Raw genomic sequence first — 14,538 nt, 5'->3', positions numbered from 1 at the left:
AGGTTGGTTTGAGACTAGTTTTAAAAATAATGCTATAATAAATAAAATCATTTCAAAATGATAATAATCTCATAAACTCATCAGAGATTTAATGGTTATAAACAAAGAAAGAGAGAAACAAATGGATTTTAATAAACTAAAAAACAGCACTGCCGTTACTGAAATTGAAAAAAGATATGAAGACGCTAAGAAAATATTAAAAGACGATCAAAAAGTAGAATCGTTTTTAAAAGACCTCGAAAAAAAATTAAATAAAATTCCTGTTGCGGGTAATACATTGGCCACAATACCAGTGATGGCCTCACTAGTTAATAACTACGCTAAAAAGAAATACACTAACATTCCAACAGGTGTCATTGTGTTAGTTGTTAGCGCACTTATCTATTTTGTCACACCATTTGATATCGTTCCAGATAGCATTCCATTTCTTGGTTTCTTAGACGATGCTTTTATCCTCTCACAAGGATGGAAAATGGCACAATCAGATTTAGAAAAATACCAAAAATGGCGTAAAGAACAAAATAAAGATAAGATTGTTGACATTGAAGAAGAAAACGCATAAGTTCTTGAAAGGAAATTTTAATGGAATTGATTGCCCTTCTTAGAGGTGTTATGCTAACGGGAAAAAATAAAATCCCCAAGATGTCCTACTTAGTAACAATTCTTGAGAAGGTCGGCTTTTATAAAGTTCGTACTCATATCCAAAGTGGCAATCTGATTCTGCATACCAATCTATCTAAGAAAGCGTCAGCTAACTTGATTCGAAAAACCATCAAAGAAAAAATCGGGGTAGATTTGCCAGTTATCGTTAAAACAGTTGCTGACTGTCAAAACGCTGTAATTAGCAATCCTTTCTCTGATTCTTACGACAGAAGTCGTATTCACTTGGTTTTTTATTAATGATAGTTTGGAAGAAGAAGCCTTATCAAAAATAAAAGGTACTGACTTTGGTCAAGAAGAATTAGTGGTTGGGTAGCACTGCTTTTATCTTTATCTTCCTAAAGATGCTCCTAAAAAGAAATTAAATACAAATTTCTTGGAGAAACACCTAGGAATTACTGCAACAATGAGAAAAATAGGTGTCATTGAAAAATTATTATTAAAATGAAAGTCACTTTTAAATGAAGTGATTTTTTATTTTAATAATAAGTCAAAATACTTTACCAATTGATATAGAAGTGGTAAAATAACATCATAAAATATTTCGAAATCTAAATAAGTGAGGTAATAACATGATTGAATTAGGTATTTCATCTTTTGGAGAAACAACACCACTTGAAAAAACAGGTAAAGCGATTTCTCATGATGAACGTATCCGTAATATGGTTGAAGAAATGGTGCTAGCTGATGAGGTAGGGCTAGACATTTATGCTATTGGTGAACACCACCGTGAAGATTTTTCAGTCTCAGCGCCAGAAATTTTACTAGCTGCTGCAGCATCAAAAACAAAAAATATTCGACTATCAAGTGCAGTAACGATTCTTTCTTCCATTGATCCTGTCAGAGTCTACCAACAATACGCTACTATTGATGCTCTATCAAATGGAAGAGCTGAAATTATGGCTGGACGTGGGTCATTTATTGAATCATTCCCATTATTTGGTTATGACTTAAATGACTATGAAGAATTATTTAACGAAAAATTAGATATGCTTCTTCAAATTAGAGAAAATACTAATTTGAACTGGACAGGAAAACACACACAAACTGTTAATAATAGACCTGTTTACCCAAGATCTGTTCAAGACAAATTACCAATTCAAGTAGCAACAGGTGGTAATTTCCACTCCACACAACGTATTGCTGAAATGGGGCTTCCAATTGTTTATGCGATTATTGGTGGTAATCCACGTGGTTTTGGTCAATTGATTAGACTTTATCGTGAAATTGGTCGTGCACATGGCCATGATTTAAGTAAAATGACTGTCGCAGCTCACTCATGGGGTTGGTTATCAGATGATAAAGAAAAAGCTGAAAAAGAATACTTCTACCCAACCAAACAATTAGTTGATAACATTAGTAAAGACAGACCACACTGGACTGAGTTAACTTATGATGCCTACCTTCAACAAATCGGTCCAAACGGTGCTATGTTTGTTGGTGATGCTGAAACAGTTGCAAATAAATTAATCCGTATGATTGAAGATTTAAAACTCGATCGTTTCATGCTTCACTTACCAGTTGGTTCAATGCCACATGAAGATGTCTTAAAAGCTATTCGCATTTTTGGAGAAGAAGTAGCACCAAAAGTAAGAGAATACTTTGCTAATAAAGAAAAAGAAGCAAACTAAATGAGCCCTTTTGATATATAAGAACTGAGAAATCAGTTCTTTTTTTATTTTTTTTAAAAAGTGTTGACACTCACCTTAGGTAATCGTTTATACTAAATGTGTTAGGAGGATTTCTAAATGACCTATTTAGTTAAAAAAGTCAGTGAAATAAGTGGTGTATCAGTGCGCACATTACATCACTATGATAAAATTGGTCTTTTGTCACCACAAAAAAATGATAATGGTTATCGGTACTATACTAGAGAAGATTTGGCCACTCTTCAAACAATTTTGTTTTACAAATACCTTGGTTTTTCTTTAAAACAAATCAAGGATTTGCTAACAAAAGATGATTCCCAACGACTTAATAAACTAAAGAATCAATTAGAGTTAATGAAGCAAGAAAAATTCAAACTGCTAACACTTATTGAAACATTAGAAAAAACGATTTTAGCTGAGGAAGGAAAATTACAAATGACAGCCAAAGAACAATTCAAAGGATTTACTTATCAAGACCATCAAAAATATGAAAAAGAAACCAAAGAAAAATACGGTGAAGAAGTTGTTGAAGCAAGTAAACAAAAACAAAAGGGTAACGAAAAAATAATGACGGACGCCTTTAATTCTGTGTTCACACAATTTTCAAACCAAATGAAAAAAGGTGAAGACATTTCTTCACTTAAAAATAAAAAACTAGCTGAAGAACTTTATCATCTTATTAATCAGTATGGGTTTGATTGTTCCTTAGAGATTTTTGGGAAAATTGGTCTCAATTATGTTCAGGATGACGAATTTAGAAAAAATATCGATCAATTTGGAGAAGGTGCCGCCAAATATATCAGCGATGTTATTCAAGAATATGTTAACGAAAATACTGATTAATTAAAAATACCGGAGATAATCAATCTCTGGTATTTTAATGATTTAAAGCTATCCTATAATAGCATTAAAAAGAGTTTGTAGGGTTTGACTTTCAAAAATAATAAAAACGCCTAAGCTTATATAGACAACACCCATTATCCAAACGCCATATTTTTCTATTAAATTACCAATAATTGGTATATCAGAGAGTTTATGAGCAGAAAATGCGAGTAAAAACATTAATACAATAAAAACAAAAAGGGTAATAATAAGTTCTTTCACATTCAATGTCACAAAATAAGGTACAAACAAACCAATATTATCAGCACCACAGCTTCCTAAAACTACTAAAGCAACAACACTTAGTAGTTTACTAAGTCCTTTTTCTTGCAATTGTTTTTTAGCATTTTCTTCACCAGCGCAATTATCAGTGAGGAGTGTCTTAACACCAAAATAAATTGGGATAATTCCTAAAAATCCCAGTAACCATTTTTGAGGAACGAATCCTAAAATATAAGCAAAAAAGAGACTAACAATCATTAAAATTAGTGACCCTAGATATTGTCCGAGATAAATATCTCGGTATTGTTTTTTAGTTTTTGCTCGTCCAAAAAAAATTAGCAAAATGATAATTAAATCAATAGCTGTGGCAGAATAAAGTATTATCCCAGCCATCATAGTTTGAAACATAGTTAATACCTCATTCATAGATAGTTTATTTATTGTCATTATAGCTTAAAGTTAAGAACAATAACAATTATCTGTTTGACGGCAGTCAATTCATTGGTTCTATGAGCTCATAAAGCTATTTAAATAACGCTATTTTTAATCATTAAAGAGTTTAAATAATTCTCTCTAACATCTTTCCGAAAAACTATAATTTTCTTGAAACATATATAAGGTTATGTTATACTATGACTAAAGAAAACTTAGAAAGAAACCGACTTTATGAGACGTAAACTACTACTTGATAAAATTGATGCCTTAAAAAAAATCATGCCCTGGTATGTTTTAGATTATTATCAATCAAAATTATCAGTCCCTTACAGCTTTACAACCCTTTATGAATATCTTAAGGAATATCGTCGTTTTTTTGAATGGTTACTGGACTCTGATATCTCAAATGCTCCTAAAATGGCTGATATTCCTCTTAAAACACTCGAAACATTGACCAAGAAAGATATGGAAGCCTTTATTCGTTATCTGAGGGAAAGACCCCTTCTTAATGCTAATTCAACGCAAAACGGTGTCTCTCAAACCACTATCAATCGAACGCTCTCAGCTTTGTCCAGTTTATACAAATACTTGACTGAGGAAGTTGAAAATGATCAAGGAGAGCCTTATTTTTACCGTAATGTCATGAAAAAAGTCTCAACCAAAAAGAAAAAAGAAACTTTAGCAGCTAGAGCCGAAAACATCAAAGGAAAACTCTTTTTAGGCGATGAGACTATGGATTTCCTTGAATATGTTGAAATTGAGTATCCTAATCAACTTTCTAATCGTGCCCTTTCTTCTTTTAACAAAAACAAAGAAAGAGATCTTGCCATTTTGGCACTACTTCTTGCCTCAGGAGTTCGACTCTCAGAAGCAGTTAATCTTGATTTAAAAGATGTTAATCTCAAAATGATGGTCATTGAAGTCACAAGAAAAGGTGGCAAACGGGATTCCGTCAATGTTGCTAATTTTGCTAAACCTTACCTAGAAAATTATCTTAATATTCGAACACAACGTTACCAAGCAGAAAAAAATGACACAGCCTTCTTCTTGAGTCTGTATCGGGGTGTTCCTAATCGTATTGATGCTTCAAGTATTGAAAAAATGGTTGCCAAGTACTCTGAAGATTTTAAAATCAGAGTCACTCCTCATAAATTAAGACACACACTCGCAACGAGACTTTATGATGCGACCAAATCACAAGTATTAGTCAGTCATCAACTAGGCCATGCCAATACCCAAGTCACTGACCTTTATACTCATATTGTTAATGATGAACAAAAAAACGCTCTAGATAAGCTATGATTTTCTGATACCATCTGCTATAACATTAAAAGCCTGACAGTGGTTTTGCAACTATTGTCAGGCTTTTTTCATATCGCATAAAATAATAAAATAAGGTTATTGACCAACAATCGTCTTAAAACCATTTTTCAAATCGATATTTTCAGTTTCAGTAAAGTATAGCCAATTATTCTCATTTCCTTGATTTTGGCTGGTGTGTAGAACCATTGATTGTCCGTCTTTGATAACAAAATAGTATAAATGCTTAACATCAGGGTAACTTTGTTCGTAATCACTATAAACAGCAACGAGATTATAAACACCAGGTTTATCGCCAGTATCAGACCATTCCACGTTGATTGGAGAGTCGTTTAATGCTGGTGTCATACTGTCACTTTCTACAGTGCTTATTTTCGGTGTTAGGTAACCATAGTAATTTAGAGGACTATCAGGTGTATAGCTAGTATAAAATTGATTCATTTCAACTTGCCACTCACTGATAAAGGATTGTAATGCTTGAGCTTTTTCGGCTGTCCATAGATGATTTTGACTGGGCTCTTTTTCTATTTGATCTGATTTTTTTACATTTTCTGTTTCTGTTGTTTTAGTGTCATCCTTCTTATCAGTAGTTTCGCTTGTTTGTTCTACCTTATTATCATTATTATTTGAAAACTTATTGTTTGATTGTGAATTACCCCAAATAAACCAACTGAAAACACTAACTAGAACGACTACTCCAAATAAAATAGGTAAATACTTATTTTTTTTCATATTTCCTCCTATCTATTTACATAAATAAATTTATGTAAACTAAACGATTTTAGACTATTTTTTAATAATCACTTTGGTTCCTTTGTCAATCTCGCTAACAATGGTAATATTAAGTTCCAAATCATCAAGAATTCGTTTGGTCATATAAAGCCCCAGCCCAGTTGCTTTTTGATATTCTCTGCCATTGTACCCTGTAAAACCTTCTTCAAAGAGTCTTGGGATATCTTCTTTTAAAATACCTATCCCTGTGTCTTCAATGATAAGAGAATTTCCCATTTTAATTGTGATTTTCCCACCCTTTTTAGTGTATTTAAGGGCATTATCAATCAGTTGAGTCACTGCAAATGTTAACCATTTTTGGTCACTTTTAATCTCCCAATCCCCAATAATTTCAATGTCAATATCTTTATGTAAGAACAAAAGACGATATTTTTTAACAATCTCAATCACTACTTCTTTTAGATGAATCCTTTCAAACCTAAAATCGGTTTGATGATGGTGAAATTTTAAGTAGTTAATAAGAATGTCCACATAGTTATCAAGACTTAACAATTGTCGATTGATGTCTTGTGGCTTTAGCTCATTGGTTTGCGTCATGAGAGAGATAGCTGACAAGGGGACTTTCATCTGATGTGACCACATTTTAACCAAGTTTTGAAGATTTCTCTCACGTCGACGGTATTGCGATAACTCCACTAATTGTTCCTTTTCTAATGCAAAATAATGCTCTAAAAAAGCTTTTTCCAAAGGACTATTAAGTAAACTATTTTTTCCTAGAAGGATATTAGCGGCCAATTCTTGTCGTTTTCGATAGTAAACACTAAATTGCCAAAGACTAACAATAATGAGTAACGTAGCAGTAAATAATAGTGATGTGACAAAGTAATCAAGAGGCAAATGATAGAGAATAAAGGTGATTAGAAAAGTCATCACTAATAGCAAATAAAGAGCGTACCACACAAAATATTCTTTAAAAAAATCTTTTATCATTGGATTAAATACCCTACTCCTCTTACAGTGTGAATGTGATTAAATCCTATTTGAGTCACCTTTTTTCGCAATCTTGTCATATTGACACTTAACGTATTATGATCGATAAATTCTTCATTCTCCCAAAGTTTTTCAAGTAGTACTTCTTTGGATACTACTTCTCCTGGCTTGGCAAGGAGTGTTATCATGATTTTAGTTTCTGTCCTTGACAATTGAATATGCTGATGATCTTTAAAGAAATCACCATCAGGTGTCAAATAAAAGTCATTATAACTATAGTCCTTATGACTAAATTGATAAGCACGTCTTAAAATTGCCGTTAATTTGGCTTCTAAGATATTGAGAGAAAAAGGTTTGGCAATAAAATCATCGGCGCCCATGTTCATTGCCATAATAGCACTCATGTCATCATCGGCACTAGAGATAAAAATGATGGGTGTCGTTAATGTTTTACGAATTTCAGTTGTCCAATAAAAGCCATTAAAATAAGGCAAAGAAATATCCATCAAGATCAAATCAGGCTGAAATTCGTTGATTTCTTGCAAAATCGCTCTAAAATTTTGACAAGAAAAAACCTGGTAATCTTTTTTAAAATGATTGGAAAGAAGAGTAACAATCGTTTCATCGTCTTCAACAATGTAGAGTTTTTGTTTCTTATTCATACTTCTATTCTACCAAAAAAGTAGCGAATATTCGCTACTTTTTGTGTTTTAAAGGTTTTCGATTAAAACTTCCCAACCGACACCATATTTGTCAATCAAGGAACCATAATAACCAAAAGGCGTTTGATTAATAGGATTGACTACTTTTCCATTTTCAGAAAGTGCATCAAAAATTCTTTTAGCATCTTCCTTAGAATCAGGAGTAATATGAATGAGAGTATCTTGGTTTTTACTTCTATTAAACCCTTCTTCAGAAACATCAAACCCTATGATTTTACTTTCTCCAATTGAAATCATAATATTTGCAACATAGTTTTCAACGCTTTTAGGAATATTATCCATTCCCATTGCAGCCATGTCTTTATAGCGATAAATTGGTGATAGATCTGTATTAAAAATATTTTTGTAAAAGAGGAATGCTTCTTCGGCATTACCAGCAAATTTTAATTGTACATTTAGTTTCATAATAACCTCCTATTATTAAGTAAATAGTTTATGACACTTATTAGTTTACAAAATAATGGAGATAAAAACTTCTTCTACTTTGCTATTTTAAGTCATCAAATAGTAACTTAGGAAGATTAATGTTGATGGGAGGATCTTCAGGAAGAGCTTCTCTGAAATTCAGATTAAAAATAGCCATATTTTGCTTGGGAAAAGCAATCTCATCATCAATTTTGCAACGTAATGCCTTGTTTAAAACAAAATAGTCTGACAATCGTCCGTTTTTTTCGATAGAACAGGCTAGTAGATAATAGTTTCCAGGAGGAATATTATCTAAAACACAGATCTGACTTCCAACAACTGCTTTTCCGACAATTGGGCGATGATTTGGAATGGGGTGTTTAAACAGTCCAATAAAACTAACGCCACCCTTATAATAGCTAGGGTAGTCAAGTGTGACAATACACTGACTGTTTAACTCTTGTTTTGCTGGTTTTTCGTAGTGGCTATGGCTGACTTTTTCTATTTGTTCATAGTCTTTCATAAAAGCATATAAACGTTTTAAACTTTTTTGATATTGTTTTGGTGTTACCCCTGTCTGCTTTTCAAAATTCTTTGAAAAAGTTGTTGCGCTGAGAAAACCAGCTTTCAAATGGGAAGCTAACACACTATTATTTTTGATGACCAGATTATTAATACTTGCTTCCATTTTTAAAGAAGAAATAAATTGTTTGATGGAAAAACCTGTTTCCTTTTTGAAGGCACGTGAAAAGTAAAAAGGACTATAACCAAAGTGATTTGCTAATGCATCAATAGAGTCGATGGTATTGTATTGTTCTTTTATATAAGTAATGATTTCATTGATTTGTATGGTTAGGGAATGGATGATAACCACTTCCTTTCTAGAACGTCTTATCTTATTTTATCAAAAAAGTAGCGAATATTCGCTACTTTTTATCTTTCAATGATTTTATAATAGGTTCGACTTGTTAACTTATAAATAATAAAGTAGATGATCACAATGATAGCGATGGTGATAAATGAAACACCATTGACCAAATGATCACTAGTCACACCAAACAGAATTAACATTTGTTTTAGCATCACTAAGGCAACAATAAAGTGCATGATTGCCATAGCAAGTGGCATAAAGAAGACAAAGATTGTTTGTGAGTTAATTGTCTTTTTAACAGCTTTTTGACTCATTCCTACTTCTTGTAAAATCTGATAGGATTTTTTATCTTCGTTTCCTTCTGTGTATTGCTTGTAATAGATAATAAGTGCTGCGCCTAATAAGAAACTAAAGCCTAGTAAAAAGCCAGTAAAGAGGAACCCACCTGTTGTAATATAAGCGTCCTCCATATGTTCTTTTTTAGTAGAAATAAAAGCAATAGGAAATCCTTCGTTATTCACTATAGAATCTTCAAAATCTTTACTTTTTAGAACTGTCAATTCTTGGTCTGATAAGTCTGTAAATACAGTGTAATTGGACGGACTATTAATACCATTATTTGATACTTCTTGATATCTTGATGAAATATCATTAAAAATCTCATCGTTACTTACCACTAACACTCCTGAATTATAAGTATTTACAGCTGGAGGAAAGTGAACCGTCTTAAAGTTTTTAATATTTTTAAAGTGGTAGTCAAAAAAAGTAATTGTTTCAAACTGACTGTTTCCTTTTTGAACAAAGAAGGCTGTTTCATCATCTTTTAGTTGGGGTAAATCATTACCTAAACTACGAAAATCATCTTGTGTCACAAGATAAATAAAAGCTAAGTTTGAAGGATCGGGATTTGTAATAGCTTCCTCATTAATTGTTAAGTCCTTACCGGTAGAGACGTTGAATCCTACTAAACTGGAGAAAAACTTAGGCCCTTCTATTTCTCTGTCTAGTTTTTTGACAACTAATTCTTCGAATAATGAACGTGCTTCATCTTTTGTTTCTCCAAAAAATGTCAAACTTGTATTTTTAGGAAAACTTTCATCAGCTAGTTTTTGTGTTGCGCTATATAAAGAAAAAGTTGTTGCAATAGTGACAAAAGCCATGATAGCCAGTAAAGTAATGTTAGCTAATCCAACAGCATTTTGTTTCATTCTGAAAATCATTTGGGACACAGTGATAAAATGTTCAGGCTTGTAAAAATAATTTTTCTGATTTCTTTTTTTCTTAAGATACCAAGTTGTGAAACTGATATAGAAAAGATAAGTACCAATGATAACCAAAATAACAGCAATGAAGAAACGCTGAAGCACTGCTATTGCGGCAATTTTTGATGAACTTAGTGATAAATAATAGCCAATGCCTAGAAAAACAATACTTAACAGTGCCAAAACAATATTTCCTTTTGGCTCTTTTTCTCCTTTTTCTCTACTTGTAAATAGAGCAAGTGGTGAAGTTTTCTTGATAAACCATAAATTGAACAATTCAAGGATTAAAAAGATACCTAAGAAGATAAGATTAGTAAAAATAAATGGTAAAACAGTTATTTTAAAAGAAGTTAATTCAACGTGAATTAAGTTAATGAAAACTAAGTGGAGAAAATTAGCAAAAACAATACTTAACAGACTCCCTAAAATAATCAGGCTGACATAAATAATGATTAACTCTAAGCTGGCAATTAAGCTGATTTGTGATTTCTTCATCCCTAGTATATGATACAAACCAAATTCTCTGCTACGTTGTTTCATCAAAAAATTAAAACTATAAACAGCCATAATCACAGAAAAAATGGTTAAAACAATAGCAGCTAGAGATAGCGTCATTGTCCCATATTTCATTGTATCAGACATAGGACTTAACATGATTAGAAAATTGGAACAAACCAAAGTATATAAAACTAAACTGGCCAGAATAAAAGGAAGAAAATTATTTAATGATTTTCTAATATTTTGAATCGCTAATTTGAGATAAAACATCCTACTCACCTCCTAACAAAGCTGCCATAGAGAGTGAAATTTCCTTACTAAATTCTGTAGTTGATTTATTAGCACGATACATTTGATGGAAAATACGGCCATCTTTAATAAATAAAACACGCTTGGCATGACTTGCTGCATTGGCTGAATGCGTAACCATTAAAATGGTTTGTCCATCATTGTTGATAGTTTCAAAAAGGTTTAGTAGATCTTCGGAATTCTTATAATCTAAAGCTGCTGTTGGTTCATCAGCTAAGATTAATCTAGGTTGTGTGATTAAACTTCTAGCAATGGCAACTCTTTGTTTTTGCCCGCCAGAAATTTCAAAAGGTCGCTTATTTAAAAGACCATCAATTTTTAATTTTGGAGCAATAACAGATAAACGTTTTTCCATTTCATTGTGAGGAACACGACTCAAGACTAAAGGCAAAAAGATATTATCTTTAATAGTGAGTGTGTCTAAAAGATGAAACTCTTGAAACACAAACCCCAAATGTTGCAAGCGAAAATCTGCTAACTGATTTGGTTTAATCGTTGTAATATCTTTATTATCCATAACAACACTACCTTTTGTTGGCTTATCAAGTGTTGCCAGAATATTTAAAAGTGTTGTTTTTCCAGAACCACTTTCACCCATAATGGCGATAAATTCACCTTCTTCTACTTTGAAATCAACATCTTGTAGAGCTTTGGTTTCTTCTTTAGAAAAACGTGTACGATAAACTTTTTCTAAATGATTAATTTCTAAAAACATAAGCAACTCCTTTTATCATTAGGTAAGATATATTAAATGTTTTTGGTAATAATAATATATCATAAGTTTTTTATTTGTACTATTATTATAATACACAAAAGGAAAAGATTACCTTACACTTTTTTTAGAAAATCTTACAATTTTGTAAGAAAAGAAATTTGTTTTTAACACACCAAGAAATCAAAAAACTAGGCATTGTATGCCTAGTTTTTATTACTTATTAGCAATTATTTTTCTGCTAAAGAATCATTGATTGGATTTTGTCGAATTAATTTTGCTTTTTTGATATCTTCAACCGTTTGCGTGCCAGCTAGTTGCATCACAATTTTTAATTCATGGTTAAGGTGTTCAACAACACTTTGTGCGCCTTGGGCTCCACCTAAAGACAATCCATATAAGATAGGACGACCAATGGCAACTATGTCAGCGCCATTTGCTAATGCTTTAAAAACGTGTGAGCCACGACGAACACCACTATCAAAAACAATTGGTACTCGTTTATTCACTTTGTCTGCTATTGCTTTTAAAACATCAAATGAAGCAGGCCCACCATTTAACTGGCGACCACCATGGTTAGAAACCCAAACACCTGCTGCCCCTGCTTCAATAGCAATTTCAGCATCTTCTGGGCTTTGAATCCCTTTCACAAAGACTGGAAGTCCTGTGTAATCAGCTACTTTTTTGACATCTGAAGGCAAGATTACCTGTGCTGCTGCAGCATAGATTTCAGCTATACCTTTTCCTTCACTATCTCCTGCTGATAGCTTCTCAAGATTTCCCATAGGAATTGGGAATTGGAAATTATTGATAATATCAGCTTCACGATAGCCACCAAGCATTGAATCTACTGTCATCACAATGGCTTTTACACCAGAATTGACTGCTTCATCAAGCCAAGTTTTGTTGATTTCCCAATCTTTACTCATATATAGTTGGAAAAATTGTGGTGCTCCTTCTCCTGCTTTTGCAATTTCTTCAATAGTTGCATTACCATAAGTACTTTGACTCATGATAGTCCCAGCATTTGCCATCCCTTCTGCTGTTGCTAGTTCCCCTCTAGCGTGAGCTAGGCCTTGTGCGGCAACAGGAGCTGCAATAATTGGCATTGATAGATTAATATCAAGCAGTTGTGTTTCAGTGGAAGGATTTTCAACGCTTGTTAAGACACGAGGAACAATTTGAACATGATCAAAAGCCTTCGTATTTTCTTTTAGAGTCCATTCGTATTCAGAACCTTCTGTAATATAACCAAATCCACCTGTTGGAATGATTTCTTTTGCTCTATCTTCCAAACTTGGGAGATTTAAAATTGCTAATTTCTCTTCGCGATCTGATTGTTCATAACCATTTGTGATTGTCATAAAAATGCCTCTTTCTTTCTAAAAATGTCTTAATGATTTTATATCTTAATACTCTGTTTTACTCTTGTCAAATGATGCGTTTGAAATAAAAAACAAGGTAGATTTACCTTGTTTTAAACTGTAATAAAATTTTCTAAGTCTGAGAGGGCTCTCTCTGCTATTTTTTCATAACGTTCTTTTTTATCTCTAATTCTAGGACCATCTAGTTCTTTAATAATTCCAAAATTGACATTCATAGGTTGGAAATGTTTGCTTTCAGCATGAGTGACATAATAAGGTAAACTGCCGATAGCTGTTGTTTGAGGAAAAATCACAGCCTCTTCATTCTTGAATAATTTAGCGGCATTAATGCCAGCCACTAAACCGCTGGCTGCTGATTCGACATAGCCTTCCACTCCTGTCATTTGACCTGCAAAGAAAATATTAGGTTTTATGCGTGATCTAAAGGTTTCTTCTAATAAATTTGGGGAATCCATATAAGAGTTCCGGTGCATAACACCATATCTGACGAATTCAGCATTTTCTAATCCTGGAATCATGGAAAAGACGCGTTTTTGTTCTCCCCATTTTAGGTGCGTTTGAAAACCAACAATATTAAAAAGACTTCCTGCGGCATTATCTTGTCTTAGTTGGACAACTGCGTAAGGCGTCTTATATTCGCCATCACGCTTTCCTTTGTAGTCTTCTGGATATTCTAGTCCAACAGGCTTCATTGGCCCATAGAGCATGGTTTTTACACCTCGTTTAGCCATGACTTCAATTGGCATGCAACCTTCAAAGTATTTTTCTTTTTCAAAGGCATTAAGAGGTGCTTCTTCTGCTGTAGTTAATGCATCATGAAAAGCTATAAATTCTTCTTTAGTCATTGGACAATTTAAATAAGCAGCTTCACCTTTGTCATAACGTGATTTTAAGTAGACTTTATCCATGTTTATGGTATTTTTGTCAATAATGGGAGCAGCTGCATCGTAAAAGTAAAAACCATCACCACCATTTAAGCGATGTATCTCGCTGGCTAAAGCATCAGATGTCAAAGGACCAGTTGCAATAACAGTGATAGCATCGTCTGGAATACTAGTTATTTCTTCTCGAATAACTTCAATAAGAGGGTGATTGCTAATGAGTTCAGTAACACTTTTTGAAAAACCTTCTCTATCTACTGCTAAAGCGCCACCTGCTGGTACTCTTGAATCTTCTGCAGCTTTTAAAATAACGGAGTCTAGACGACGCATTTCTTCTTTTAAAAGTCCGACCGCATTGGTTAAACTATCCCCACGAAGCGAGTTAGAACAAACCAATTCAGCGAAAAAGTCGGTTTTATGTTGAGGAGTTGCTTTAACCCCTCTCATTTCATAGAGTTTAACTGGAATACCTCGTTTAGCAATTTGATAGGCTGCTTCACTTCCAGCTAAACCTGCACCAATAACATTAATATAAGATTGAGACATGACACTAATACCTCTTACTAGGTTTCCCTAGTTCAAATCTTTCTATTTTAATACTGT

14 protein-coding genes and 1 pseudogene are annotated in these 14,538 nt (G+C 33.0%); 5 read left to right on the top strand and 10 right to left on the bottom strand.

The genetic code is table 11. The features are described from left to right. The first annotated feature begins 121 nt into the window (after positions 1-121). From N7659_RS01735 to N7659_RS01720, 4 genes and pseudogenes are all read left to right on the top strand, one after another. Positions 122-562, top strand: a complete 441-nt coding sequence (locus N7659_RS01735; RefSeq protein ID WP_263275522.1) for a YkvA family protein — start codon at positions 122-124, stop codon at positions 560-562. Between the two features lie 20 nt (positions 563-582). Beyond that, a pseudogene (locus tag N7659_RS01730) lies at positions 583-1,108 on the top strand (DUF1697 domain-containing protein). A gap of 124 nt (positions 1,109-1,232) precedes the next feature. Continuing rightward, positions 1,233-2,291: an LLM class flavin-dependent oxidoreductase gene (locus N7659_RS01725; protein ID WP_263275521.1), complete on the top strand. Its 1,059-nt coding sequence runs from the start codon at positions 1,233-1,235 to the stop codon at positions 2,289-2,291. Between the two features lie 117 nt (positions 2,292-2,408). Beyond that, entirely contained in the window at positions 2,409-3,152 is a 744-nt protein-coding gene (locus tag N7659_RS01720) for a MerR family transcriptional regulator (protein ID WP_263275520.1), read from the top strand. 48 nt (positions 3,153-3,200) lie between these two features. Here the strand turns inward: N7659_RS01720 and N7659_RS01715 are convergent, their stop codons facing one another. Next, complete coding sequence (locus tag N7659_RS01715) at positions 3,201-3,821, bottom strand: CadD family cadmium resistance transporter (RefSeq protein ID WP_263275627.1); 621 nt, start codon at positions 3,819-3,821, stop codon at positions 3,201-3,203. A gap of 258 nt (positions 3,822-4,079) precedes the next feature. Between N7659_RS01715 and xerS the strand changes: the two genes are divergently transcribed. Continuing rightward, entirely contained in the window at positions 4,080-5,150 is a 1,071-nt protein-coding gene (gene xerS / locus N7659_RS01710) for a tyrosine recombinase XerS (protein WP_263275519.1), read from the top strand. 96 nt (positions 5,151-5,246) lie between these two features. Here xerS and N7659_RS01705 read toward each other — a convergent pair whose 3' ends face one another. The 9 genes from N7659_RS01705 to trmFO form a co-directional block, all read right to left on the bottom strand. Continuing rightward, positions 5,247-5,900, bottom strand: a complete 654-nt coding sequence (locus tag N7659_RS01705; RefSeq protein ID WP_263275518.1) for a DUF4767 domain-containing protein — start codon at positions 5,898-5,900, stop codon at positions 5,247-5,249. A gap of 54 nt (positions 5,901-5,954) precedes the next feature. Then, entirely contained in the window at positions 5,955-6,890 is a 936-nt protein-coding gene (locus N7659_RS01700; RefSeq protein ID WP_263275517.1) for a sensor histidine kinase, read from the bottom strand. After that, positions 6,887-7,552: a response regulator transcription factor gene (locus N7659_RS01695; RefSeq protein WP_263275516.1), complete on the bottom strand. Its 666-nt coding sequence runs from the start codon at positions 7,550-7,552 to the stop codon at positions 6,887-6,889. The genes N7659_RS01700 and N7659_RS01695 overlap by 4 nt, the downstream gene beginning before the upstream one ends. Before the next feature lie 48 nt (positions 7,553-7,600). Further along, positions 7,601-8,017 (bottom strand): VOC family protein, encoded by a 417-nt coding sequence (locus N7659_RS01690; RefSeq protein ID WP_263275515.1) that lies wholly within the window; start codon positions 8,015-8,017, stop codon positions 7,601-7,603. A gap of 82 nt (positions 8,018-8,099) precedes the next feature. Next, the gene (locus tag N7659_RS01685) at positions 8,100-8,891 is read right to left on the bottom strand and encodes a helix-turn-helix domain-containing protein (protein ID WP_263275514.1); all 792 of its coding nucleotides are present in this window, start codon (positions 8,889-8,891) and stop codon (positions 8,100-8,102) included. Positions 8,892-8,950: 59 nt separating this feature from the next. After that, complete coding sequence (locus N7659_RS01680; protein ID WP_263275513.1) at positions 8,951-10,918, bottom strand: FtsX-like permease family protein; 1,968 nt, start codon at positions 10,916-10,918, stop codon at positions 8,951-8,953. Between the two features lies 1 nt (position 10,919). Continuing rightward, positions 10,920-11,672 carry an ABC transporter ATP-binding protein gene (locus tag N7659_RS01675; RefSeq protein ID WP_263275512.1) on the bottom strand — a complete coding sequence of 251 codons (753 nt, stop codon included), beginning with the start codon at positions 11,670-11,672 and terminating at the stop codon, positions 10,920-10,922. Between the two features lie 227 nt (positions 11,673-11,899). Continuing rightward, positions 11,900-13,033 carry a lactate oxidase gene (locus N7659_RS01670; protein ID WP_263275511.1) on the bottom strand — a complete coding sequence of 378 codons (1,134 nt, stop codon included), beginning with the start codon at positions 13,031-13,033 and terminating at the stop codon, positions 11,900-11,902. A 113-nt stretch (positions 13,034-13,146) separates the two neighbouring features. Continuing rightward, on the bottom strand, positions 13,147-14,481 hold the full coding sequence (gene trmFO, locus N7659_RS01665) for a methylenetetrahydrofolate--tRNA-(uracil(54)-C(5))-methyltransferase (FADH(2)-oxidizing) TrmFO (RefSeq protein ID WP_263275510.1): 1,335 nt from the start codon (positions 14,479-14,481) through the stop codon (positions 13,147-13,149). Between the last annotated feature and the right edge of the window lie 57 nt (positions 14,482-14,538).

Source organism: Streptococcus sp. CSL10205-OR2 (genome assembly GCF_025660655.1).
GTDB lineage: Bacteria > Bacillota > Bacilli > Lactobacillales > Streptococcaceae > Streptococcus.
Note: the sequence above shows the minus strand (reverse complement) of the source record. Positions and strands in the feature narration are given on the sequence as shown.

What these genes read in the sequence shown, in the direction of transcription:
- N7659_RS01735 (WP_263275522.1), top strand. Translation starts at nt 122, where the DNA reads ATGGATTTTAATAAACTAAAAAACAGCACTGCCGTTACTGAAATTGAA.
- N7659_RS01725 (WP_263275521.1), top strand. Translation starts at nt 1,233, where the DNA reads ATGATTGAATTAGGTATTTCATCTTTTGGAGAAACAACACCACTTGAA.
- N7659_RS01720 (WP_263275520.1), top strand. Translation starts at nt 2,409, where the DNA reads ATGACCTATTTAGTTAAAAAAGTCAGTGAAATAAGTGGTGTATCAGTG.
- N7659_RS01715 (WP_263275627.1), bottom strand. Translation starts at nt 3,821, where the DNA reads ATGTTTCAAACTATGATGGCTGGGATAATACTTTATTCTGCCACAGCT.
- xerS (WP_263275519.1), top strand. Translation starts at nt 4,080, where the DNA reads ATGAGACGTAAACTACTACTTGATAAAATTGATGCCTTAAAAAAAATC.
- N7659_RS01705 (WP_263275518.1), bottom strand. Translation starts at nt 5,900, where the DNA reads ATGAAAAAAAATAAGTATTTACCTATTTTATTTGGAGTAGTCGTTCTA.
- N7659_RS01700 (WP_263275517.1), bottom strand. Translation starts at nt 6,890, where the DNA reads ATGATAAAAGATTTTTTTAAAGAATATTTTGTGTGGTACGCTCTTTAT.
- N7659_RS01695 (WP_263275516.1), bottom strand. Translation starts at nt 7,552, where the DNA reads ATGAATAAGAAACAAAAACTCTACATTGTTGAAGACGATGAAACGATT.
- N7659_RS01690 (WP_263275515.1), bottom strand. Translation starts at nt 8,017, where the DNA reads ATGAAACTAAATGTACAATTAAAATTTGCTGGTAATGCCGAAGAAGCA.
- N7659_RS01680 (WP_263275513.1), bottom strand. Translation starts at nt 10,918, where the DNA reads ATGTTTTATCTCAAATTAGCGATTCAAAATATTAGAAAATCATTAAAT.
- N7659_RS01675 (WP_263275512.1), bottom strand. Translation starts at nt 11,672, where the DNA reads ATGTTTTTAGAAATTAATCATTTAGAAAAAGTTTATCGTACACGTTTT.
- N7659_RS01670 (WP_263275511.1), bottom strand. Translation starts at nt 13,033, where the DNA reads ATGACAATCACAAATGGTTATGAACAATCAGATCGCGAAGAGAAATTA.
- trmFO (WP_263275510.1), bottom strand. Translation starts at nt 14,481, where the DNA reads ATGTCTCAATCTTATATTAATGTTATTGGTGCAGGTTTAGCTGGAAGT.